This window comes from Candidatus Symbiopectobacterium endolongispinus, assembly GCF_018777385.1.
GTDB classification, from domain to species: Bacteria; Pseudomonadota; Gammaproteobacteria; order Enterobacterales; family Enterobacteriaceae; genus Symbiopectobacterium; species Symbiopectobacterium endolongispinus.
Genome location: NZ_JAFJYB010000001.1, coordinates 1,068,855 through 1,090,298, shown reverse-complemented (window position 1 = coordinate 1,090,298; position 21,444 = coordinate 1,068,855). Strand labels below are relative to the sequence as shown.

General features: G+C 54.1%; 15 protein-coding genes and 7 pseudogenes. 8 read left to right on the top strand and 14 right to left on the bottom strand.

The window, feature by feature from the left end; translation table 11 throughout:
- Window positions 1-134: 134 nt before the first annotated feature.
- Window positions 135-1,349 (bottom strand): dual-specificity RNA methyltransferase RlmN, encoded by a 1,215-nt coding sequence (gene rlmN / locus JZM30_RS05510; RefSeq protein WP_252318008.1) that lies wholly within the window; start codon window positions 1,347-1,349, stop codon window positions 135-137.
- Between the two features lie 191 nt (window positions 1,350-1,540).
- Entirely contained in the window at window positions 1,541-1,972 is a 432-nt protein-coding gene (gene ndk / locus JZM30_RS05505; protein ID WP_252317843.1) for a nucleoside-diphosphate kinase, read from the bottom strand.
- 380 nt (window positions 1,973-2,352) lie between these two features.
- Here ndk and JZM30_RS05500 point away from each other — a divergent pair.
- From JZM30_RS05500 to JZM30_RS05485, 4 pseudogenes are all read left to right on the top strand, one after another.
- Window positions 2,353-3,891: pseudogene (locus JZM30_RS05500) on the top strand (PTS transporter subunit EIIC).
- 36 nt (window positions 3,892-3,927) lie between these two features.
- A pseudogene (locus JZM30_RS05495) lies at window positions 3,928-5,288 on the top strand (6-phospho-alpha-glucosidase).
- 86 nt (window positions 5,289-5,374) lie between these two features.
- A pseudogene (gene sseA / locus JZM30_RS05490) lies at window positions 5,375-6,229 on the top strand (3-mercaptopyruvate sulfurtransferase).
- A 21-nt stretch (window positions 6,230-6,250) separates the two neighbouring features.
- Window positions 6,251-7,042 (top strand): annotated as a pseudogene (locus JZM30_RS05485) (MurR/RpiR family transcriptional regulator).
- A 35-nt stretch (window positions 7,043-7,077) separates the two neighbouring features.
- On the opposite strand, the gene sseB reads toward JZM30_RS05485, so the two are convergent.
- The 11 genes from sseB to trmJ form a co-directional block, all read right to left on the bottom strand.
- Complete coding sequence (gene sseB / locus JZM30_RS05480) at window positions 7,078-7,878, bottom strand: enhanced serine sensitivity protein SseB (RefSeq protein ID WP_252318007.1); 801 nt, start codon at window positions 7,876-7,878, stop codon at window positions 7,078-7,080.
- A gap of 21 nt (window positions 7,879-7,899) precedes the next feature.
- Window positions 7,900-9,192, bottom strand: a complete 1,293-nt coding sequence (pepB, locus tag JZM30_RS05475; protein ID WP_252317842.1) for an aminopeptidase PepB — start codon at window positions 9,190-9,192, stop codon at window positions 7,900-7,902.
- Window positions 9,193-9,307: 115 nt separating this feature from the next.
- The gene (iscX, locus tag JZM30_RS05470) at window positions 9,308-9,508 is read right to left on the bottom strand and encodes a Fe-S cluster assembly protein IscX (RefSeq protein WP_252317841.1); all 201 of its coding nucleotides are present in this window, start codon (window positions 9,506-9,508) and stop codon (window positions 9,308-9,310) included.
- Window positions 9,509-9,520: 12 nt separating this feature from the next.
- Window positions 9,521-9,856 (bottom strand): ISC system 2Fe-2S type ferredoxin, encoded by a 336-nt coding sequence (gene fdx, locus JZM30_RS05465; RefSeq protein WP_252317840.1) that lies wholly within the window; start codon window positions 9,854-9,856, stop codon window positions 9,521-9,523.
- A 2-nt stretch (window positions 9,857-9,858) separates the two neighbouring features.
- Window positions 9,859-11,709, bottom strand: a complete 1,851-nt coding sequence (gene hscA / locus JZM30_RS05460) for a Fe-S protein assembly chaperone HscA (RefSeq protein ID WP_252317839.1) — start codon at window positions 11,707-11,709, stop codon at window positions 9,859-9,861.
- A gap of 89 nt (window positions 11,710-11,798) precedes the next feature.
- Window positions 11,799-12,317, bottom strand: coding sequence for a co-chaperone HscB (gene hscB, locus JZM30_RS05455; protein ID WP_252318006.1), 519 nt, complete (start codon window positions 12,315-12,317; stop codon window positions 11,799-11,801).
- An 87-nt stretch (window positions 12,318-12,404) separates the two neighbouring features.
- Window positions 12,405-12,728: an iron-sulfur cluster assembly protein IscA gene (gene iscA / locus JZM30_RS05450; protein WP_196905571.1), complete on the bottom strand. Its 324-nt coding sequence runs from the start codon at window positions 12,726-12,728 to the stop codon at window positions 12,405-12,407.
- Window positions 12,729-12,801: 73 nt separating this feature from the next.
- Window positions 12,802-13,188 (bottom strand): Fe-S cluster assembly scaffold IscU, encoded by a 387-nt coding sequence (iscU, locus tag JZM30_RS05445; protein ID WP_195315164.1) that lies wholly within the window; start codon window positions 13,186-13,188, stop codon window positions 12,802-12,804.
- A 24-nt stretch (window positions 13,189-13,212) separates the two neighbouring features.
- Window positions 13,213-14,427, bottom strand: a complete 1,215-nt coding sequence (locus JZM30_RS05440) for an IscS subfamily cysteine desulfurase (protein WP_252317838.1) — start codon at window positions 14,425-14,427, stop codon at window positions 13,213-13,215.
- A gap of 74 nt (window positions 14,428-14,501) precedes the next feature.
- Window positions 14,502-14,996, bottom strand: a complete 495-nt coding sequence (gene iscR / locus JZM30_RS05435; RefSeq protein ID WP_252317837.1) for a Fe-S cluster assembly transcriptional regulator IscR — start codon at window positions 14,994-14,996, stop codon at window positions 14,502-14,504.
- Between the two features lie 165 nt (window positions 14,997-15,161).
- Entirely contained in the window at window positions 15,162-15,896 is a 735-nt protein-coding gene (gene trmJ / locus JZM30_RS05430) for a tRNA (cytosine(32)/uridine(32)-2'-O)-methyltransferase TrmJ (RefSeq protein WP_252317836.1), read from the bottom strand.
- Window positions 15,897-16,029: 133 nt separating this feature from the next.
- Here trmJ and suhB point away from each other — a divergent pair, with 133 nt between their 5' ends.
- The 4 genes and pseudogenes from suhB to JZM30_RS05410 all read left to right on the top strand — a co-directional run bounded on the left by suhB (window position 16,030) and on the right by JZM30_RS05410 (window position 20,018).
- Window positions 16,030-16,833, top strand: coding sequence for an inositol-1-monophosphatase (gene suhB / locus JZM30_RS05425; RefSeq protein WP_252317835.1), 804 nt, complete (start codon window positions 16,030-16,032; stop codon window positions 16,831-16,833).
- A gap of 183 nt (window positions 16,834-17,016) precedes the next feature.
- Window positions 17,017-18,141, top strand: coding sequence for an ABC transporter substrate-binding protein (locus JZM30_RS05420; protein ID WP_252317834.1), 1,125 nt, complete (start codon window positions 17,017-17,019; stop codon window positions 18,139-18,141).
- A gap of 96 nt (window positions 18,142-18,237) precedes the next feature.
- Window positions 18,238-19,219 (top strand): annotated as a pseudogene (locus JZM30_RS05415) (FecCD family ABC transporter permease).
- Window positions 19,216-20,018 (top strand): annotated as a pseudogene (locus tag JZM30_RS05410) (ABC transporter ATP-binding protein). The pseudogenes JZM30_RS05415 and JZM30_RS05410 overlap by 4 nt, the downstream one beginning before the upstream one ends.
- A 187-nt stretch (window positions 20,019-20,205) precedes the next feature.
- On the opposite strand, the pseudogene JZM30_RS05405 reads toward JZM30_RS05410, so the two are convergent.
- Window positions 20,206-21,282 (bottom strand): annotated as a pseudogene (locus JZM30_RS05405) (ABC transporter substrate-binding protein).
- Between the last annotated feature and the right edge of the window lie 162 nt (window positions 21,283-21,444).

Here is a 21,444-nt window from a genome sequence, read left to right as displayed (position 1 = left end):
GTCGTTAACGCGGTAAACACCAGCACGTATTCAGCCAATACATGCTAGCTACGCGGACGCCATCATATGCCGATGAAAGGCGTTTAACACCCTGATTCGATGCCAAATGCCATTTCGCCAAGCACATTAAGGCATTAGACTGCTTTAACCTGAATTGGTTCACCCGTGCGTTTGGTGCGCAGCGTACGCTTGGTACGATCGACCACTTCGCCAGCCAATTGACCACACGCCGCATAAATATCGTCACCGCGCGTCTTACGCACTATGGTGGTAAAACCATACTCCATCAGCACTTTGGAGAAACGATCTACGCGGCTGTTGGAACTGCGACGCGACCATAGGGCGCCCCACGGGAAAGGGTTCCAGGGAATCAGGTTAATCTTGCAGGGGGTATCTTTTAAACACTCGGCAAGCTGATGCGCATGTTCTGTGCCATCATTGATGTGATCCAGCAGCACGTATTCCACCGTAACGCGCCCCTGATTGGCATTGGACTTCTCCAGATAGCGACGCACAGCGGCTAAAAAGGTCGCGATGTCATACTTTTTGTTGATGGGCATGATTTCATTACGGATATCATCCGTCGGCGCGTGCAGCGATATCGCCAAAGCAACATCGATCATATCACCCAATTTATCCAGCGCCGGTACTACACCAGAGGTAGAAAGCGTCACGCGGCGTTTGGATAAACCAAAACCGAAATCATCCAGCATGATCTCCATGGCGGGCACCACGTTGTTCAAGTTCAGCAACGGCTCACCCATGCCCATCATCACCACGTTGGTGATTGGGCGCTGACCGGTGACTTTCTGAGCACCGATGATTTTCGCGGCACGCCACACCTGGCCAATAATTTCCGATACGCGCAGGTTGCGGTTGAACCACTGCTGCGCGGTCGAACAAAACTTGCATTCAAGGGCGCAGCCCACCTGCGAGGAGACGCAGAGCGTGGCACGATCTTCTTCCGGGATGTACACGGTTTCGACCCGTTGCCCACCGACCAGAATCGCCCATTTGATGGTGCCATCCGAAGAACGTTGTTCAGCGACCACTTCCGGCGCACGGATCTCGGCGATCTGCTGTAACTTCTGACGCAGCACCTTGTTGATGTCCGTCATTTCGGCGAAATCATCGCTACAGTAGTGATACATCCACTTCATCACCTGATCGGCGCGGAAAGGCTTTTCACCAATTGAGGCAAAAAAAGCGCGCATTTGCTGGCGATTCAAATCCAACAGATTGATCTTTTCGCCGTCGGTTTTCACGACAGGTGCAGCATCGGTAGCAGTGGAGGAACAGGTGGCGGCAGACAGGGTGGTGCTTTCCGCTAAAGACGGAGATTGGGACATGCTCATAATGGTAACTCTTGGCCTCGTTATTACACGTTGTGGCGCGACAGATGACGATAATATGAATAAGAAACGCCCCGGACAAACAGTGCGTGCTCATCCGGGGCGCGGCATTGTACAAAGTTTAAAACAGCGATGGTACCGCCGTCGCGTTTTTTTACGCTTGATGCGAGAAAAACCGCCGCACCGGATTAACGCAGGCGCGGGCAGATCTCTTCAGCACTGAAAAAATAAGCGATCTCACGTGCAGCAGATTCCGGAGAATCGGAGCCGTGTACCGCATTTTCGGTAAAACTGTCTGCGTAGTCAGCGCGCAGTGTACCTGCCAGCGCATTCGCCGGATTCGTCGCGCCCATGATGTCACGGTTACGCTGAATGGCGTTTTCCCCTTCTAACACCTGCACCATGATCGGGCCAGAGGTCATGAAATCCACCAGGCCATCAAAAAACGGCTTGCCTTGGTGCTCGGCATAGAAACCTTCCGCCTGCGCACGGGTTAATTGCACCATTTTGACAGCCACCAGCGTGAATCCGGCGCTTTCAAAACGCGCATAAATAGCACCTATGGCATTCTTGGCTACGGCATTGGGTTTTACGATGGAAAAGGTACGTTCTACCGTCATATTGACCTCATTATGTCACACGCTAATAACGATCGGATTAAAAGAATTATCATACCAGTCAGTGAAAGTGGCGCCGATTATAGGGTGGCAACATTCCCTTGCCTATCGGCTTATATAACATTTTCTTAAAAAAATCGTATCTTTTTGTCTCGTCATTGCACACATCGCAACACGGGTGGGCAAATACCCGCGTCATGGCAATCGCTGTGCGATCACAGTTCCCAGAGTAATTTGTTACCTTTTGAGCGATTTGCTTTTAAAACAATAAGATAACCAGACTCACCGCGCAATTCACTGCTAGTCTTTACCCGTACGCTACACCTTATCAGGTGACACCTGACAGACGTTACCCTTAACAATAGCCACGAAGAGGGCAAAAAATGAAAAGAGCCGTTAATGCGTTGCAGAATTTCGGCAAATCGCTGTACGGTCCGGTGCTGATCCTGCCAATCGTCGGGTTATTTATCGCGTTTGGTAATGTGTTCGGTAACGGCAACCTGGCCGAATATCTACCTTTGCCGCACCATCCCATTATTCAGAATTTTGGTCAACTGATCGCCAAATCCGCCGTTGCCATCCTGGCCAACCTGGCGCTGGTGTTTGCCGTCGGCATACCCATTGGCCTTGCCACGCGTGACAAAGGCTATGCCGACCTGATCGGGTTAGTGACCTTTATCATTTTCATCAACGCAATGAACATTACGCTACAACTTCATGGCAAACTGGTGGATGCTGTAGAGATGCGTCCTGCCGGACAAGGCATGGTGCTGGGCGTGCAAGTGCTGGAAATGGGCGTGTTCGCCGGTATCCTCATCGGTGCCTTTGCCGGTTATCTGTTTAACCGTTATTCCAGCAAACAGTTTAACGGCGTGATGGCTATCTACTCAGACCACTGTTTTGTCACCATTCTGGCAATCCTCAGCGCGATATTGCTCGGCTTTGTCATGAGCGCCGTCTGGCCCTATGCCCAACACGGTATTAGCGCACTGACCTTTGCGATTAAAGGCGCAAGACCGTTTGGGGTAGCGATTTACGGCTTCCTTGAACGTATTCTGATCCCGACCGGGTTGCATCATCTGGTCTATACCCCGTTCCTTTATACCGAACTCGGTGGAACCGCCGATGTGTGCGGCAAGCTGTATCATGGTGCGCGTAATATTTATTTCGCTGAAATGGCCTGCCCCAGCGTCACACAACTGAGTCCAACAGTCGCCTGGGATGCGCGCGGAATCAGTAAAATGTTAGGCCTGACCGCAGCGGCACTGGCGATGTATGTCACCGCTAAGCCAGAAAAACGCATTGCCGCCAAGGCCATCCTGATTCCTGCTGCCTTTACCTCTTTCCTGCTCGGCGTCACCGAGCCGCTGGAGTTCTCCTTCCTGTTTGTGGTGCACGCGGTGTTGACCGGGCTAGGAATGATGCTGTTCTCGCTGCTTGGCGTGCATGCCATTTGCGCTAACGGCGTGATCGATTTTCTGCTGTATAACCTGCCACTGGGCATCGCCAAATCCAACTGGCCGATGTACATCGCGGTCGGTCTGATCATGTCGGTGATCTACTTCTTTGTGTTCCGCACTCTGATCCTGTACTTCGACATGCCGACACCCGGGCGTGAAGCGAATGAAGAAGAGACGCGGCTCTACTCCAAAACCGACTATCAGAGTAAAGCGCAGGAAAAAGGCAGCAACGTCCACGACGGTGCCACTGTTATCGCCTGACTGGGCGGCAAACCCAATATTGAGGTGGTCGACAACTGCTACACCCGATTGCTGGTGACAGTGAAAGACACAGCGCTGGTTGATGACCAGCAGTTGAAAACCACTGGCGCCAAAGCCGTTATCCGCCAGGGCAACAATGTCCAGGTGGTATATGGCCTGCATGTAAAAACCGTTCGTGAAGCCGTAGAAAATGCGCTTTAAAAGGAGACAGACGATGACCAACCCCCCCCCCCTTTCATCCTGACCATTGCCGGTGGCGACAGTACCTATACCCCCGGCATCGTGAAAAGCCTGATGGTGCGCCTGGCGGTTTCCCGCTGGCTGAAATCCGCTTGTACGACATCGACAATCAACGTCAGGACACCATCGCGCCGGTGGTCGAAAAGGTGATTCGCGATCACAGCGACAGCATTCGTTTCTGTGTCACCACCGATCCAGAAGTGGCGTTCTCTGGTGCGCATTTTGTGTTTGCACAGATGCGCGTTGGACAATACAAAATGAGCGAGCAGGATGAGAAGATCCCGCTACGTCACGGTGTAGTCGGGCAGGAAACCTGCGGCCCCGGTGGATTGGCCTACGGCTTGCGCACCATCCTGCCGATGGTTGAACTGATCGATCTGGTTGAGCGCTTTGCACATAAAGATGCCTGGATTGTTAACTACTCCAATCCGGCGGCCATTGTCGCGGAAGGGATCCGCCGCCTGCGCCCTGATGCCCGGGTACTGAATATCTGCGACATGCCGGTGGCTGCGATGCGCAATATCGCCGCCGTGCTGAGTGTAAAACGCGAGGAAATTACCGTTGATTACTTAGGCCTGAATCACTTTGGCTGGTTTACCCGCGTACTGGTCGAGGGTGAAGATCGTTTGCCGGAGTTACGCGAGCACATCGCCCGTTATGGCCTGCTAACCGCCAATGCCGCAGACACCGATCCGCAACATGCGAATCCATCCTGGGTGAAAACCTGGCGCAATATCAAACCGGTGATGGATCACTTCCCAGAATACGTGCCGAACCCTTATTTGCAGTACTACCTGATGCCTAATGAGATCGTCGCGCACCAGGACCCTAACTACACTCGCGCCAACGAAGTAATAGACGGGCGCGAGAAGAAACTGTTTGCCGCCGCCGCGACCTACAAACAAACCGGGATTTTGCCGGACGCGTTCCACGTTGGCGTGCACGGCGCATTTATTGTCGACGTTGCCTGCTCACTGGCGTTCGACCTGCGCCAGCGCCATCTGGTGATCGTTGAGAACAAAGGGGCTATTGCCAATCTACCCTATGATGCGATGGTGGAAGTACCAGCGTATATCACGGCAAACGGACCGGAGCCGGTTAGCATGGGCAATGTGCCGACGTTCCACCGTGCGCTACTGGAACAACAGTTGGCATCCGAGCAGTTATTGGTGGAAGCGACCATTGAAGGCAGCTACGAGAAAGCATTGCAGGCATTTACGCTCAATCGCACCGTGCCCACCATGCAGCATGCCAAAGCGATCCTTGATGAGATGATCGCGGCAAACCAGGAATATTGGCCGCAGTTAAAACAGGCCTACCGTGACGGCGTGGCGGTGAACGCAGGCAAATCCGAATAGCTGCTTGTCGGAAAAGGAAAAATGGCTGACAATATTTACCACTGTTTCACTCAGGGCAGCACGCACTGCCCATGCGTGGGGTTTATATGTCAGCTTCTTCTTCCCGTTTGTTTGTTTCTGCCGACTGGCTCGCGGAGCATCCGGCTTCCGATGACATCACACTGATCGATGCGCGCATGTTACCCCCGGGTGAAACCAGCCGGGATATCCATGCTGAATACTGTGCGGGGTATCTGCCCGGCGCGGTTTTTTTTGATATTGAAACCCTGTCCGATCCCAACACCGCATTGCCCCACATGATGCCCAGCGCAGAAGCGTTCGCCAAAGCGATGGGTGAATTAGGCATCAGCGACCAGCAACCGCTGGTAATTTATGATGAAGGTAACCTGTTTTCCGCTCTGCGTGCCTGGTGGATGCTAACCCACTTCGGCGCTCGTCAGGTGGCGATTCTTTCTGGCTGGCTGGCGGAGTGGAAAGCCCAGGGTTATCCGATTGAGCAGGGAGACGTACACCCCACGCCAGCACATTTTAATGCCGTGTTAATTGAAGGCGCGATCCGCTCTCTGTAACAGATATTGGCGATCAGCCGTGACGGCTCGGCGCAAATCGTCGATGCGCGCCCTGCCCCGCGTTTTCGCGGTGAAGTGGATGAACCGCGCCCCGGCCTGCATCGCGGCCATATTCCTGGCAGCCTGAACGTGCCGTGGGGAGACCTGGTGACACATGGCACCCTGAAACCCAGCCCTGAGCTGGCGACGATTCTGCACAAAGCGGGCCTGGATTTCAGCCGCCCGATTGTTGCCAGTTGCGGCTCTGGCGTCACCGCCGTAGTGGTGATCCTGGCGCTTGCGCAGCTGGGCGTGTCCAATGTCACGCTGTATGACGGTGCCTGGAGCGAATGTGGCGCCCGTGATGATACCCCTACTATCGCATTAGGCTGATTGCCGCGCAGGAGCAGCATCATGGATAGCCGGCTGACATCACTGGTTCACCACGGCAGAGATTTGACACGTGCTGAACACCGCGTGCTGGTGTTTATCGCCGAGCACGCGTCGCTGGTCGGCAAGATCACCGTGCGTGAACTGGCGCAGCAAACCTATGTCTCGACGGCAACCATTATGCGCCTGTGCCAAAAAATGGGGTTTAGCGGCTACAGCGAATTTATCTATCACTGCAAGCAGTTGCTCGCCGATACACCACGTTCGTTTCCGGCAACCCCCACGTCGGTTGCCAACAATGGCATCCCCGAAGCCTATCGCCATTTTGTCGCCAATTACGAAAAAACCTTCACCTACGTGACGCCCGCGATGATGGGCGCCTTCTGCCATATCCTGCGTCACGATAGCCATTTTTTTCTTTACGGTGCCTGGTTCTCCCACCTGTTTACCGAGTACTTCGCGAAAAAGCTGCAAATATTGGGTAAGGATGCGTTTGTCTCCGGTCTGGGGGACAGCAAAGGGATTTTTCTTAGCAATGCCCCCAAATACCGCATCTTTATCGCTATCTCGCGCAGTGGAGAAACCTAGCAGGTGGTTGAAAAAGCGCAGATCGCCAGAAACATCGGCATGACCGTGGTCGCCTTCACTCGTGCATCGTTTAATCCGTTAGCCAACGTGGCAGACTTGCATTTTCGCTTGCATGATGACGCTATTCATTTTGCGGCCGAAGCGGGAGAGTTTAGCTCGTTTGAGTCTAATTTGGTGTTGCTGATTGATTTACTGCTGCTGCGGGCAACCACGGGCAACACGGTCTAGATGGCATCCCCTGAACAGGGGATGCACAAGGTAAATTACGCTTTGCCCGTTTGTTTGAACTCACGCAGGAAGCTACCCCACTTACGTTCATAAAACGGCGTGGCGTGGTGCAGAAAATAGTGGCTTACGCCGCCCTTTTCATCCTTATCGACGATACAAATATCCACCGGCTGATCGCCGACGACGGTATCGCTGGCAACCGTGCCCACCGCCTGGATAACCGCCTCCACTTCATCCAAATCGACCAATTCCAGACCGATCAGCAGATTGGGTTCGGCTTCACCTTCCTGGATCTGCACTACCCACGCACGGCGCACCTGGCGATGCTTGGCAAGCAGTTGCGTCAGGGAATCGATCATTTGGTCCGGCGACGGTTCCGGCTGGCTGAGATGCACTTCTACTGGCTCGTCAACCACACGGCTTTGCACAAAGCCATTGCCTTCACCCGCCAGCATGTGTTCCACCTCTTGCGGCAGGAACTCTTTGCCGTAGGGGAGTTTAGGGTTAAGGAACAACGTCTGCCCCTGCGTTAATTCAAACAGCGAGCGGGCTGGCAGCGCCAGAAAGGCGGCTTCCGTTGAAATAGCCATCTGCAAGGCTTCCAGCGACGAGAAAAACGGAATAGCGGTACTGCCGTCGGGTTTTTCCCAATGCTGAATCTCAACCTGGCTGCCCACTGGCAGGGTGCTGGCCCCCTGTTCGCTCACATCATTGCTGCCGCCAATGATATAGACGGTAGCGTCCATCAGTTCGGTGAAAAACTCAGGCCGATGGGCGGGCTCGGTCGCCGCCTTCATAAGCACCTCTTCCAACTTGTTTTGCGGGGTAAATGTCATACGGTTGTTATCACTCACGCCTTATTCACTTTCGCTCAGCAGCATATTGGCCAGCGTACGCACGCCCAGACCAGTCGCTCCGGTCGCCCACTGCTCCACAGCCCCTTTACGGTAGGTGGCAGAACAGTCGATATGCAGCCACCCTTTCTGGTAGGACGAGACAAAATGCGACAAGAACGCCGCCGCCGTGCTGGCACCCGCGCTGTGCGCCGCGCCAGCAACGTTATTCAGTTCGGCAAAGCTGGACGGCAGTTGTGAACGGTGAAACTCTTCCAGTGGCAAACGCCAGAACGGTTCGTTTTCCTGTTTTGCGCTGGTGAGCAGGCGTTCAGCAAAGGCATCATCAAAGCTGAACAGCGCGTTATAGTCGTTACCCAACGCGGTTTTGGCCGCACCAGTGAGCGTGGCGCAGTCGATAATCCACTGTGGCGCTTGCGCACTGGCATCAATCAGGCCATCCGCCAGCACCAGACGCCCTTCTGCATCGGTGTTCATCACTTCGACGGTTTTACCGTTGCGATAGCGCAAAATGTCACCGAGACGGAAGGCATTACCGCTCACCATATTGTCGGCACAGCACAGGTAGAGTTTTACGCGACGGGTTAACCCTTGTGCAATTGCCAGCGCCAGCGCACCGGTAACCAGCGCCGCGCCGCCCATATCGGATTTCATCGAATCCATAAAGCCACTCGGCTTCAAGATGTAGCCGCCGCTGTCAAAGGTGATGCCCTTGCCCACCAGACAAGCAAACACCGGCGCATCCTGGTTACCTATCGGGTTAAAATCCAACGCCAACAACACTGGCTGACGTTCAGAACCACGCCCTACCGTATGCAGCCCGATATAGTTTTGATCGCGCAGATCTTCACCCTTGGTGATGCGGTAGCTAACAGCGTTGCCGCCCACATCGTGCAGCAAATCCACCGAACGCGTTGCCAGTTGTTCTGGCCCCAAATCTTCAGCGGGCAGGTTAATGGTGTCGCGGACCCAATCAACAACTTTCAGGCGCAGATCCAGCTCCTTGCGCTGTGCCTCTTCCAACGGTGCCCATTCGACGGTACGTTTTTTCGGTACGAGGTAGCCTTGCCAGAACGCCCAGCTGGTTTCCAGATCCCAGCCTTCGCCCACCAGTTTGACGTGCTTGATACCTTGCCCGTCGATTTTGCGCGCTGCGCGTTGAATGATGCCCAGCTCCTCCGTTTCGGGCAGATGAATGGTGAATCCCTGTTCGTTCGCGCTCAACGACGCTTTTTCTCCCCAGCGTGCATCAGCAGGCTGGGTGGAGAGTGAAATCTGCATAGCTTCGCTTGTCATATCAGCTCCGTGGATATTATTTTCAACAGCAGCCTATACCCATCATGTTTCAATTCGAATTATTCAGGGTGATGGTGCTGAAAAAAAGGGCCGCCCGTCAGGCAGCCCCTAATTGTCATTCTGCTTCGTCTAACCACACCAGCAGTATTGCTTCCAGGATTTTTTCGTTGGACGCTTCCAGCGCGTCATCAAAATCGTCCAGTTCGCAAATCCAGCGATGCAGGTCGGTAAAACGCACCGTTTTCGGATCCGTGTCGGGAAACGCGTCATACAGCGCTTCACCAATGGCACGGCTGTCTGTCCAGGTCAATCCCATGTTCAGCTCCTGTTAATGCTCGCGGGCATGGTTAATGGTGTAACGCGGGATCTCAACCACCAGATCGTCGCCCGCGACAAGCGCCTGACAGCCCAGACGGCTTTCGGGCTCCAGCCCCCAGGATTTGTCCAGCATGTCGTCTTCATCTTCTGTGCTTTCCGCGAGAGAATCAAACCCTTCGCGCACAATGCAATGGCAAGTGGTGCACGCGCAGGATTTCTCGCAGGCGTGTTCGACTTCAATACCATTGCGCAGGGCGACGTCCAGAATCGTCTCACCCACTTTGGCTTCCAATACCGCACCTTCAGGACACAGATCCTGATGCGGTAAAAAAACTATCTTAGGCATGCTCACACCTCATCCACAGAGTGTCCTGCCAGCGCCCGACGAATGGAAGCATCCATACGACGCGCAGCGAACCCCTGGGTTTGTTGATCTACTGTTTTTATTGCGGCTTCAATCTGCGCAACGTCATCACCGGCACTCGCCTGTTGCAGTGCCGACACCGCTTGAACTATAGCCGCCTGTTCTTCGGCGCTCAGCAAATCCGCATCGGCGGCCAGCGCGCTTTGCACGCTTTCCAGCACCCGTGCAGCTTCGACTTTCTGCTCTGCCAGCATGCGCGCAGCAACGTCACTCTGCGCATTCTGCATCGAATCGGTGATCATCGCGGCAATTTCATCATCGCTCAACCCATACGACGGTTTGACCTGAATCGCGGCTTCCACTCCCGTGGATTTCTCCATTGCCGTGACGCTCAGCAGGCCATCCGCATCTACCTGGAAGGTAACACGAATATGCGCGCCACCGGCGGGCAACGGCGGAATGCCACGTAGCGAGAATCGTGCCAACGAGCGGCAATCCGGCACCAGTTCGCGTTCACCTTGCAGCACGTGGATCATCATGGCGGTCTGACCGTCTTTAAACGTGGTGAACTCCTGCGCACGCGCCACCGGGATGGTGGTGTTACGCGGAATCACTTTCTCGACCAGACCGCCCATGGTTTCCAGACCAAGCGACAGCGGGATCACATCCAGCAGCAACATCTCGCTGTCTGGCTTGTTACCCAACAAAATATCCGCCTGAATGGCCGCACCCAGCGCCACCACTTTATCCGGATCGATGGCGGTCAACGGCGTGCGGCCAAAGAAATCGCCGACGCGAGTGCGCACCAATGGCACGCGGGTCGAGCCGCCCACCATCACCACTTCCTGTACCTCATCGGCCTGAACGCCCGCGTCTTTCAGCGCCCGACGACAGGAAAGCAGCGTGCGTTTCACCAGCGGCTCGATAAGCGCATCGAACTGTTCGCGGCTCAGTTCGCCCTGCCAGGTGCCAACCTGTACTGTCACTGACGGCGCGGCGCTGAGCGCAACCTTGGCATGCAAGGCCGTTTCAATCAATTCACGCTGCACGCGCGCATCGGAAAGATCGTCGACGCCGCCCTGCTCGCGCAGCCACTCCACCAACAGGTGATCGAAATCGTCACCGCCGAGCGCAGAATCACCACCGGTTGCCAGCACTTCAAACACCCCACGGATTAAACGCAGGATGGAGATATCAAAGGTGCCACCGCCCAGATCGTAGACGGCAATCACCCCTTCCTTACCCGAATCCAGCCCGTAAGCGATGGCTGCCGCCGTCGGCTCATTGAGCAAACGCAGCACATGCAGCCCGGCCAGGCGCGCCGCGTCTTTGGTGCCTTGACGTTGGGCGTCATCGAAATAGGCAGGAACGGTGATCACTACACCATCCGGCACGCCGCCCAGCGTGGCTTCAGCACGCACCGCAAGCGCAGAGAGGATATCGGCAGAAACCTGAATCGGGTTTTTATTGCCCGCCGCCGTTTGCAACACAGGCAAGCCGTTGTCACTGGCCTGAAAATGGTACGGCAAATGGGGATAACGTTGCTGAATATCAGCCAGCGAACGGCCCATCAGTCGCTTAACGGAACTGACGGTGTTGGCGGGATCGTTTACCGCCTGCGCCAGTGCCGCCCAGCCGACATCGATACTTTCGGCATCATAGCGCACCACCGATGGTAGCAGTTCGCGCCCTTCGGCATCCGCCAGCGGCTGTGCTTCTCCGCTGCGCACCGTTGCCACCAGCGAATTGGTGGTGCCGAGATCAATACCCACGGCAAGACGGCGCTGGTGTGGTGCTGCGCTGAGGCCGGGTTCACTAATTTGTAATAGGGCCATATTGAGCTTCCACCAATTGGCTGTCGGAGCCACAGTTGCGCCGACGAAATAAAAAAAACGTTATTCGATTATGTGCATCATTGCGCAGATTAGCGGTCCAGCAGTTGTTCTTCGAGTTGTTCCACCTGCTGTTGCAGCTTATCCAAAAAGCGGAGTTTACGCACCGTATCGGCCGCCGCCGACCAGGATGCCTGCGCCAATTCGGACTGCATCTGCGCCGTGCGCTGCCGTGTCATGGCGGTTAACTGGTTAGCAAAATCGGCCAGTGCGGCTTCAGCCTCTTCCTGATGTGAAATCGCATCCAACTGCTCGCGCAGCTCCAGTTGCTCCATCAAAAAGGCAGTATCGCGCATCGTATGCTGCTCGTTACTCAGATCAAAACCGTGCAACGATAACATATATTCTGCGCGTTTCAGCGGATGTTTCAGCGACTGGTATGCATCATTAACCGTTGCCGCATGCTGTACAGCCAGCAGACGCTCCCGTTCGGGCTGCGTGGCAAAACGATCGGGATGGAACTGGCGTTGCAGTTCCTGATAACGAGAAAGGAGCAGGCTGCCATCCACATCGTAGTGAACCGGCAGCCCGAATAACGTAAAGTAATCCATAGTGCGCTCGGACATTCTGGCGCTAACTGGTAGCCGCCCTGCGCCAATGCGTCACGAGCATGCTCCCGTTAACACGGGCAAAACGAATCAGACCGTAAAGCTTTCGCCGCAGCCGCATTCGCCGTTAACGTTGGGATTATTGAACTTGAATCCTTCGTTCAGACCTTCTTTGACGAAATCCAACTGCGTGCCATCGAGATAAACTAGGCTTTTGCCATCAATGATGACCTTTACCCCTTTATCCTCAAACACCACATCGTCGTCGTTAAGGTCGTCAACAAACTCAAGCACATAAGCCATGCCAGAACAACCTGACGTCCGCACACCCAAGCGCAGACCGACGCCTTTGCCTCGATTTGCCATAAAAGCGCTGACACGTTGTGCTGCGCTATCGCTAAGAGAAATAGACATACAACAACCTCAATATCGTTAGCACGCCTTCTGCCCAACTGGGTCACGCCGGGCAGCACGGTTCACCGACAGATTATTTCGCTGTGCGTTTGCTTTTGTAATCCGCGATCGCTGCTTTGATCGCATCTTCCGCCAGAATAGAACAGTGAATTTTCACCGGAGGCAGTTCCAGTTCCTCGGCGATCTGGGTGTTCTTGATCGCTTCGGCTTCGTCCAGAGACTTGCCTTTCACCCATTCAGTGATCAGCGAACTGGAAGCAATGGCGGAGCCACAACCGTAGGTTTTGAAACGTGCGTCTTCGATAATGCCGTTGTCGCTTACTTTGATCTGTAATTTCATTACGTCGCCACACGCCGGTGCACCCACCATGCCGCTGCCAATCGAAGGATCGGCGTTGTCAAAGGAGCCGACGTTGCGCGGATTTTCGTAATGATCGATAACTTTTTCGCTGTATGCCATGATTAACGTTCTCCGTGCTGCGAATTAATGATGAGCCCATTCGATGGTGGTCAGATCCACGCCCTGCTTGAACATCTCCCACAGCGGGGAAAGGTCACGCAGACGTCCGATGGATTTCTGGACCAAATCGATGGTGTAGTCGATCCCTTCCTCGGTAGTAAAACGGCCGAGAGAAAAGCGGATCGAGCTGTGCGCCAATTCATCATTCATGCCCAGCGCACGCAGCACATAGGATGGCTCCAGGCTCGCAGAGGTACAGGCAGAACCAGAGGAGACAGCCAGGTCTTTCAGCGCCATGATCAGGGATTCACCCTCAACATAGTTAAAGCTGACGTTCAGGATATTCGGCGCGCCCTGCTCCAGGTCACCGTTAAGGTACACTTCTTCAATATCCTTGATACCGTTCCACAAGCGATAACGCAGTGCGCTCAGGCGAGCGACTTCTGCCACCATTTCTTCTTTGGCGATACGGTACGCTTCGCCCATACCGACGATCTGGTGCACGGGCAAGGTGCCGGAACGCATACCGCGCTCGTGACCGCCGCCGTGCATTTGCGCTTCAATACGGATACGGGGTTTACGACGCACATACAGCGCGCCGATGCCTTTCGGGCCATAGATTTTATGACCAGAGAAAGACATTAAATCGACCTTGATCTTGCTGAGATCGATAGGCAGTTTGCCCACGCTCTGCGTGGCATCAACGTGGAACACGATACCACGGCTGCGGCACATCTCGCCGATAGCGGCAATGTCTTGTACCACACCAATTTCGTTGTTCACGTGCATGATGGAAACCACAATGGTGTCTTCACGCATTGCCGCTTCGAGTTCGTGCAGGTCAATAATGCCGTTACGCTGCGGCGCGAGGTAAGTGACCTCAAAGCCTTCACGCTCTAACTGACGGCAGGTATCCAGCACGGCCTTATGTTCGGTCTTGCTGGTAATGATGTGCTTGCCTTTCTTCTGATAGAAGTTGGCGGCACCTTTGATAGCCAGGTTGTCGGCTTCGGTCGCGCCGGACGTGAACACAATTTCACGCGGATCGGCACCCACCAGATCGGCGATTTGGTTACGCGCGATATCCACCGCCTCTTCCGCCTGCCAACCAAAGCGGTGAGAACGGGAAGCCGGGTTGCCAAACGTACCGTCCAGGGTCAAAAACTGCATCATTTTTTCAGCCACGCGCGGGTCAACCGGCGTCGTGGCTGAATAGTCTAGATAAATGGGTAACTTCATTGCTCATAAACTCCGTATATCACTTCAAAACGTACAATGCGTTTTGTTTTTATTATTCCTGCGAGGATGAACTGTCAGGCGCGCAGATTAACATTAATGGTTTCTTGAATACGTCCGTTGGCGGTACGACGAATGTCAGCATCCTGACGATCCGCCACGTCCAGCACTTCCTGATTATTAACCAGTTCGTCCAGCGTGATATTGTTCAAGAAATCGGTGATACGGTTGCTGAGATCGCGCCACAGCGTGTGCGTCAGGCAGCGATCGCCACCTTGGCAGCCTTCACGTCCCTGGCAACGGGTCGCATCGACGGATTCGTCTACGGCAGAGATCACGGCACCAACGGCGATTTCATTGGCGTTTTTGCCCAGCAGGTAACCACCGCCCGGACCACGGACGCTGGAAACCAGTCCGTTTTTGCGCAAGCGAGAGAACAGTTGTTCCAGATACGACAGCGATATTCCCTGCCGCTCGGAAATATCCGCCAAAGGAACCAGCCCTTCTTTGGAGTGCAGCGCCACATCAAGCATGGCGGTAACGGCATAACGGCCTTTTGATGTCAATCTCATAATAGTGGTGCCTGTAGATAAAACAGCTTATTATCGAACACGGTTATTATAAACATGCACTGTGAATGTATGTACTTACATAGTACCCTTTGAGTCTGACATTCCAGAGTGTTTTAGTCAACTATTTAACCGAGTAATTCACTCAAGTATTTCTTCGCTACTTTTCTATTCCTGACCGTCATGCCGGTTTTTTTGTACCGAGCTTAAAATGCCGCGCAGAATGGCTAACTCCTGCTCTTCCGGGCGGGCGCGGGTAAATAAACGGCGCAGCTTGCGCATCACCTGCCCCTGATGAGCCTTACGAATAAAGTCGGTGTGGTGCAGCGTTTCTTCCAGATGGGTATAGAAGCGTTCCAGATCGTCAACCAGCGGGTAAGGTTCTTCCGCAATCTGCGGTGCTCCCTGCGCCTGCAAATCCAAATGTGCAACGCGCACTTCATAAGCGATCAGTTGTACTGCCATCGCAAGATTTAACGAACTGTACTCGGGATTGGCGGGAATGCAGACGTGATAGTGGCACTTTTGCAGTTCATCGTTGGTTAACCCCACGCGTTCGCGGCCAAACACCAGCGCCACCGGTGCGTGCTGCGCTTCGTGCGCACTGCGCACGCCACATTCGCGCGGTTCGAGCATTGGCCAAGGCAGCGAACGGGAACGCGCGCTGGTGCCAACCACCAGGTTGCAGCCAACCAGCGCTTCATACATGGTATTGACCAGCGTAGCGTTACCAATAATATCGCTGGCACCGGCGGCCAGTGCGATCGCCTGTGAATCCGGTTTGATCAGTGGGTTCACCAGATAGAGGTTCTTTAACCCCATGGTTTTCATCGCTCTGGCGGTGGACCCCATGTTGCCCGTGTGCGAGGTTTCCACCAGAACGATACGAATATTCTCTAACATGTTGACTCGGCAGTAAGAAAGAAGATAAAAGAGTGAAAAACAAGATTAGTGTATCACAGACTTCGCTATTTTCTCTTTCCCCTGCTATACTACGCCCCGCTTTCTGTTCTTTAACATCCTAGTGGACGATACCATGCATCCGATGCTTAACATCGCGCTGCGCGCTGCGCGCAAGGGCGGTAATTTAATTGCCAAGAATTATGAAACCCCTGACGCCGTTGAAGCGGGCCAAAAAGGCACAAACGACTTAGTTACCAACGTTGACCGCGACGCCGAACGCCTGATTATTGAGGTGATTCGCAAATCCTACCCCCAGCACACCATTATTGGTGAAGAGTGCGGCGAAGTAGTCGGTGAAGACGACACAGTGCAATGGATTATCGATCCGCTGGATGGCACTACCAACTTCGTAAAACGTCTCCCCCATTTTGCTGTTTCCATTGCAGTGCGTATTAAAGGCCGCACTGAAGTCGCTGTGGTTTACGATCCGATGCGCAATGAGCTGTTTACCGCCACGCGCGGTCAGGGCGCACAGCTGAACGGCTATCGTCTGCGCAGCGGCAACGCGCGCGATCTGGAAGGCACCATTCTGGCGACCGGCTTTCCTTTCAAGCAGAAACAGCACGCGACCTCTTACATCAATATGGTGTCAGCCCTGTTTACCACCTGCGCTGACTTCCGTCGCACCGGTTCTGCCGCGCTGGATCTGGCCTATGTGGCTGCGGGCCGCGTAGACGGTTTCTTCGAGATTGGCCTGAAACCCTGGGATTTCGCTGGGGGCGAGCTGCTGGTGCGTGAAGCAGGCGGTATCGTGACTGACTTCGTCGGCGGCCACAACTATCTCGCTTCTGGCAATCTGGTGGCGGGCAACCCGCGCGTGGTGAAGTCCATTCTGGCAGCCATTCGTGAACAACTTAGCGAAGCCCTGAAACGCTAAGGCAGTCCTTTGTCCCGTTCGCCGTTGGTGGGCGGGGCAACATCTGATATTTTTCCTTACATTGCGTTCCTGTTAAGTTTTGGCGTATGGTAATACGATAATGATTATCAAATGCATTACATCTGTCTAATTTGTATTAGGGGAGGCCTAATTCATCAGGACAGGTGGTAACGGGACGACACCATGTTTAAGAAATCCATCAACTCGCTGTTTTTCACCGCACTCCTTGCCACACCGTTTTTCAGCCACGCCACACAATATCCTTTAACTGTCACCGATATGGCGGGCAATACCGTTACGCTGCAACAAGAGCCGAAGCATCTGGTGCTGCAAGACGGGCGCGATATTATGGCGCTGGCTCTGCTGGATCGCGACGATCCATTCCAGCGTTTAGTGGCGTGGAACAACCTGCCGAAAAAACAGGATACCGCTACCTGGAACCTGTTGAAGGGCAAATGGCCGGACGCAGAAAACATCCTTGATATTGGCTTTGGTGACAAAGGCGATATCGAGCTGGAAAGCGTGCTGGTGAAAAAACCGGATTTGATGGTGGCGCAACTGCGTGCCAAGACGTCACTGGGAGGCAATGGCGTCGTTAACAAGCTGAACGAACTGCACATTCCATTGCTGTTTGTCGATTATGAAATCGATCCGGCCAAGAACACCGCAGACAGCATCGATCTGCTCGGCAAGGTGCTTAACCGTGAAGAGAACGCTAAAGCCTATACCGACTTCTACCGTCAGCACGCCGCAGACATTCAGCAAAAAACCGCAGCGATTACGCCGAAACCGCGCGTGTTTATCGAACCTATCGCGGGTAACAGCGATGCCTGCTGCTTTAGCCATAAAGATAACGGCTGGGGCGGTTTGCTGAGAGCGGTTGTGGTGACCAATATCGCCGCCGATCTGCTGCCGGGTGCCACTGGTTTTATCTCACTGGAAAAAGTGATTGCGGAAAAACCGGATGCTTACATCATGACCGGTTCCAAACGCGGCAACAGCGCCAACAAAATTCTGTCTTTCGGCTATAACGCCACCGCTGAGGATATTCAGACCAAAGCTGATGTGCTGCTAAGCCGACCGGGTATCGATCAGGTTCCCGCGATTAAGGCCGGTCAGGTTTACGGGGTGTATCACCATTTCTATAACCATCCGTATAACATTGTCGGCATGGAATATCTGGCGAAAATTGCCTATCCGCAAGCGCTGGTAACGTTAAATCCGGATCAAACTTACCACGATATCGTGCGTCGCTTTACCACGCTTCCAGACACACCGTTTATCCTCAGTCAAAAGTTGGCCAAGTAGTCGATGAGTACAACCACTGACATCAGCCGCCAAAAGGCGGCTGACTCGGATATCATCCGTCATTATCAAGATATTCTGCGCCATCGGTTGCTGATCATGCTGCTGGTCGCCGCCATCGTGGCTTCCCTGCTGTTGGATTTCACCATGGGACCATCCGGGCTTTCACTTGATGTGCTCTGGCAAACGCTGACTAACCCCTCGCAGGCCGATGCCGGCACGCGGGTGATTGTGTGGGATATTCGCCTGCTCTACGCGCTGATGGCTCTGATCGTCGTGCTGGCCTTAGGGTTGGCAGACGCAGAGATGCAAACTATCCTGAATAACCCGCTAGCCAGCCCGTTCACGGTGGGCGTCTCCTCAGCGGCCGCCTTCGGTGCTGCCCTGGCGATTGTGCTGGGGATTGGTATCCCCGGCATTCCGGCTCAGTGGTTTATCTCCGCCAACGCCTTTCTCTTTGCGCTAATGGCCGCACTGTTACTTGATGGCATTACCAGCTGGACCAACGTCGCGACGTCCGGCGTGGTCCTGTTCGGTATCGCGCTGGTGTTCACCTTCAATGCGCTGGTATCGATGCTGCAATTCATCGCCAATGAAGATACCTTGCAAGGACTGGTGTTCTGGACCATGGGCAGCCTGGCGCGCGCCTCATGGGAAAAGCTGGGCGTACTGCTGTTGGCTGCTGGTGGTATTAATGCCGCTGTCGTTTATGAGCTCATGGAAGCTCACCGCCTTGCGTCTCGGGGAAGATCTCGCCACCAGTTTTGGCATCAACGTGCGCCGTTTACGTCTGGCGACGCTGCTACGCATCAGTATTCTCTCTGTGCTGTCGGTGGCGTTTATCGGCCCGATCGGTTTTATTGGTCTGGTTGCGCCACACATTGCCCGCATGGTATTCGGCGAAGATCACCGCTTTTATTTGCCCGCCAGCGCCCTGATTGGTGCACTGGTGTTATCACTGGCATCGGTGGCGTCTAAAAACCTGATCCCCGGCGTGATTATTCCTGTTGGGATCGTGACATCGCTGGTTGGGGTGCCCTTCTTCCTGAGTATTATTCTGCACCACCGGGGGAATGTATGAACCAGACGTTGTCGCACACCGGTTTGCGTATATCCCGTTTCGAAGCCGGTTATCCGAAACGACAAATAATTCACAACCTCAATGTGCCGCCGTTGCCGCGCGGTAAAATCACGGTGCTGCTTGGCCCCAACGGCAGCGGTAAATCAACGCTGCTGCGGGCACTGGCCGGACTAGGCAACGCCAACGGTGAACTGCATCTGGACGATACCGAACTGATGCAATTGCCGTTCGCCAAGCGTGCCGAGCAGGTGGTTTATCTGCCAAATCCTTGCCCGCAGGCGTGTATTTGCACGTGCTGGAGTCGATCATCGTGGCGCAGCGGGCTTCCGGTGGTTTGAACTCACGCGAGAAAGAGAATGAAGTGTTGACGCTGCTGCGCCAGCTCGGTATTGAACATCTGGCAATGAGCTATCTGGACCAACTCTCCGGCGGCCAAAAACAACTGGTAGGGCTGGCGCAATCGCTGATTCGCCAACCTTCCCTGCTGTTACTGGATGAACCGTTAAGCGCGCTGGATCTCAACTACCAGTTCCACGTCATGGATTTGGTGCGTAAAGAGACGCGCAAGCGCAATATCGTCACGCTGGTGGTGGTGCACGACATCAATATCGCCCTACGTCACGGCGACCATGTGCTGATGCTGAAAAACGGCGAGCTGATTGCCGACGGCGCGCCTGCCGAGGTGATCAGCGCTGATAGTTTGGCGCAGGTGTATGGTGTACGCGGGCGCATTGAGCGCTGTTCGCTGGGCATACCGCAAGTGATGATTGATGGGTTGGTGTCTGAACCGACGATGTGATTACTGACGATCCCATATAAAACGGCCATTGTCACCCACCTCCGTCATTCCCGTGCAAGCGGGAATCTCTTGCAGATGAAACGAGTTTCTTCTCACAGAGATCCCCGGCTTTCGCCGGGGATGGCAAAGGGGAAAATGACTTTGTCATCAATTCAAATCCGCGTTATGCGGGCTTTTTTATGGGTAATTATTTCTGCTGCGGTGGCAGCGTTGCCCAATATCCCGGTTGATACGGCAGCGGCAAGAACTTCTCATGAAAGGTTCTGAACGTCGCGTCTGGATCGATATCCTTAAACAAATCCGGATGCAGCCATTTCGCCATCGCCTGAATCGCAACAAACTGATACGGGCTATCGTAGAACTGGTGCCAGATAGCGTGAGCATTGCCGTTGGTCGCCACCGGCAAGGTTTTGAACGCAGAACGCTGCATCAACACAGTCAGACGTTTGGTGGCTTCCGTCGTGTCCGCCCCTGGTCCCACGCCAACCCACTTGTTCGCCGTGTTGTAATTCTTCCAGTTAGCCCCCGTGACAATCACCACATCCGGACGAGCGCTGATGATAAATTCCGGATTCAAGGTACCAAAGGTGCCGGGGATCGCCGTTTTGGCGATATTGCTCCCACCGGCGACTTCCACCATTTTGCCAAAGTTCTCATCACCAAAGGACATGCAGCACTCATAATCATAGCCGCCAGCACGATCGATCATGACTTTCGGACGCGGCCCCTGATAATTTTTCAGGCGATCTTCCACCACGGCGATCTGCTCGCGGCGAAACTGAACGATCTCCTCGGCACGCTGCGGCTTGTTCAGCAGTTGCCCTATGATACGGATGCTCTTTTCCGCATTCTCAAACGGCTTCTCGCGGAAATCGATAAACACCACCGGAATACCCAACTGCCCCAGCTTTTCAATCAGTTTTCCTTCATCCGTCGCCGCTTTTGACTCCAGGTTCATCAGCACCAAATCAGGTTTGAGCGTTAACGCCTACTCAACGTTAAAGGTGCCGTCTGTCGCGCCGCCAAACGTTGGCAGCGATGTGATGCTCGGGTACTGTTTTTCATAGGCCTTATAGCCATCAAAATCCGCTTTGGGCAGATCGTCACGCCAACCAACCACGCGTTTAAACGGTGCTTCGGTGTCAAAGGCCGCCAGCAGGTAAATCTGTCGCCCTTCGCCCAAAATGATGCGTTTGGTTTCTGCGGCAATTTCAACCTTGCGACCACTAACATCTTCGATAACGATCGGGGCGGCATACGACAGTCAGGTGACACTCCATAACGCGATGGTAGCTATCCAATGTAGCGTTTTCTTCATTTTTATCCCTGATCTTTATATGAATAACGAGACTCATTATCATTTTTAAAATAATATGCTGCGCGCCAGAGCAGACGCAATGGATTTTTGACGTCAGGCATGTTCAGA